At 59.1% G+C, this 1,430-nt stretch carries 1 protein-coding gene; it reads left to right on the forward strand.

Translation table 11 applies throughout. The features are described from left to right. The first annotated feature begins 119 nt into the window (after positions 1 to 119). Positions 120 to 1,139, forward strand: coding sequence for an IS110-like element ISBcen5 family transposase (locus tag H0X91_RS34630; protein ID WP_012493617.1), 1,020 nt, complete (start codon positions 120 to 122; stop codon positions 1,137 to 1,139). Positions 1,140 to 1,430: the final 291 nt, after the last annotated feature.

Here is a 1,430-nt window from a genome sequence, read left to right on the forward strand (position 1 = left end):
ATGAACGCGTCCCACCCGTGAACGTGAGAGCAGAAAAAGGGGTGGACCCTCACGGGCCAACGGCATCGATGTGCCCAAGTGGAAAATGCACGCATTTCCCGGCAACCGGAGGATCCACGATGAACAGTATGGCCGTAGGAGTCGACGTCGCCAAGCAGGTTTTCCAAGTGCACTACGTTGATAGGGAAACCGGCGGGATCGTGAATAAGGCAATCAAGCGGGCGAAATTCCTTGAGTTCTTCGCGAACCGCGCGGCCTGTCTTATCGGGATGGAAGCGTGTGGCGGAGCCCACCATTGGGCGCGGCAATTGACGCAGATGGGTCACGAGGTCAGGCTGATGCCGGCCGAGTTCGTGAAGGCGTTCAACATCCGCAACAAGAACGATGCGGCGGACGCACGGGCGATCTGGCTGGCGGTACAGCAACCCGGCAAGCCGGTGGCGGTGAAGACCGAGATGCAGCAGGCGATGGTAGCACTGCACCGGATGCGCGAGCAGTTGGTGAAGTTCCGCACGATGCAGGTCAACGGATTGCGAGGTTTGCTGACGGAATACGGGGAGGTAATGAGCAAGGGGCGGGCGAAGCTGGACAAGGAAATACCGGCCGTGCTTGGCCGAATCGCGGAGCGCTTGCCAGCGGCGCTAATCGATACGTTGCGCGAGCAATGGAACGGGTTGGCAAAGCTCGACGAGCAGATCGCGGAAATCGAACGCCGGATGCGCGAATGGAAGAAGGAAGACAAGGCGGTGAAGGCGATTAGCGAGATACCGGGCGTAGGTTTGCTGACGGCCACCGCAGCGGTAGCAATGATGGGCGACCCGAAGGCGTTCAGCTCGGGACGAGAGTTCGCGGCGTGGGCCGGGTTAGTGCCGAAGCAGACCGGCTCGGGCGGTAAGGTGAACTTACACGGGATCAGCAAGAGGGGCGACATGTATCTGCGCACGCTACTGATTCACGGGGCACGAAGCGTGCTGACGCATGCGAAAGAGCCCGGTGAGTGGATCGAGCAGATGAAGAAGCGGCGACCGCCGAATGTGGTGATCGTCGCACTGGCCAACAAGATGGCACGGACGATCTGGGCTGTACTGGCCCATGACCGGCCGTACCAAAAGGGTTACGTGAGCGTGAAGCCGGCCTGATCGGTGAATGCCACGTTGAAGATCAACGTTTAACACTGGGTGAACGTCGAAAGGTTGCGCAGGAATCGAGTGTGATGACAAGCCAGGTAGGACCGGGACTCGCTAAACCTGAATCGTGGTAAGAGCTTCGAGCTCGCCAGGAGAATGAGGCGCGAGTCAGCGAATTTCATAGGGGCCCGCAGCGGCAGTACTGGCTGCAACAAGGCCGGATATAGAGCTGCAGCCCATCCTGTCTGTCTGAACACACGAAAACTGTTGCAAACGGGACGCGTTCATATAGATCACGATGAA

The sequence above is a fragment of the Burkholderia sp. 9777_1386 genome, assembly GCF_015712265.1.
GTDB lineage: Bacteria > Pseudomonadota > Gammaproteobacteria > Burkholderiales > Burkholderiaceae > Burkholderia > Burkholderia cenocepacia.

Bases quoted from the DNA above. Each gene is read 5' to 3' on its own strand.
- H0X91_RS34630 (WP_012493617.1), top strand. From the start codon at position 120: ATGAACAGTATGGCCGTAGGAGTCGACGTCGCCAAGCAGGTTTTCCAA.